1 protein-coding gene and 1 pseudogene are annotated in these 1,073 nt (G+C 45.8%); both read right to left on the bottom strand.

The window, feature by feature from the left end; all coding sequences use genetic code 11:
* Nucleotides 1–857 (bottom strand): annotated as a pseudogene (locus tag C1752_RS27970) (hypothetical protein); the annotation flags it as partial.
* A 5-nt stretch (nt 858–862) separates the two neighbouring features.
* The coding region (locus tag C1752_RS29635) for a hypothetical protein (RefSeq protein WP_233501926.1) at nt 863–1,073 on the bottom strand (211 nt) is incomplete at its 5' end.

The following is a 1,073-nucleotide window of genomic DNA, read 5'->3' as shown; positions in this document are numbered from 1 at the left end:
CCACTGTCTGCCACACAGGTAAAAGACCAATCCGTGAGGCTGATGAATGAAGTATAAGTACCGGTACCACTGTCCTGGTTGAGGGTGATGGTATCTTCATCGGCACCAAAGCGGTTTTCAAGCGAGAGCAAATGAGCATAGCTTTTTACCCCCGGTGTGGGCAGTCGGTTAGCAACGCACATGGCCAATTCAGATGAATCAACATATACCGTCTGGTTACTTTCAGAACCGAAGGGACCCATATTGATTATAGGAATTGGGAATTCGTTTTGCCTAACCCCGGTCATCAATGCCAGATCCTTGTTATCAGGCAATATCTTATTAGTATTCGCCCAACCACTGTTGATTTCAACTGTATTCACCTTGGTGCCAGCTAAGGCCGTATCTCCGGTTTCCTTTTTCAGATTGATAGTATCTGATGTACTGGTTGGTGGTTCAGCAGGATCTGCTAACTGTATTGCTCCTGTCCCACCAATGGTCGTTGTGGAAATCTTAACATTACCGGCCTTGATATCATCATCATCAAAAACAAAAAGGAACATCCAGGGACGAGTCAGATTACCGGTTTGGGCGAAACGTTCCCAGGGCAGGGTACTCCTGGTGAGCATAATGTGCGGCAGGTCATTGGAATGGTCTCCCAGACTTGCAGGAGGCGGAAAGCAGGAATAGACCTTAGCTTTTGGAATGGTAAAGCGTTCTCCCCCTACAAAAATTGTCTTGGAAGCAGTAAAAGTAGGACTTGCATCACCCGGGATATTCTCTCGTTGCTGCTCAACTGTAATGGTATAATCATCTGATTTCAGTGCAGGCTGATGATCGCTCAGAAAAGATACTTTTTCGTTCGTTGTGTTACTCATGCCTTTTAGCTGTTTGCAGTGGTTGAGACATATATTGATGATATTCCATTCACTCTGTCTTGCAGACCGGTGTTTGAGGGTATTTCCTCAGCAGTAAAGCCGAGTGCCGCTAAAACTGACTTTCGTTTGGTGTCGGCACTTGTCAGGTCAGAAGAGGCCGCAGTACCTACAGTTGAGGTAAGACTTGAAGGATCAAGATTGTTCCAGTTAAAATCA

The sequence above is a fragment of the Acaryochloris thomasi RCC1774 genome (assembly GCF_003231495.1).
GTDB lineage: Bacteria > Cyanobacteriota > Cyanobacteriia > Thermosynechococcales > Thermosynechococcaceae > RCC1774.
Note: the sequence above shows the minus strand (reverse complement) of the source record. Positions and strands in the feature narration are given on the sequence as shown.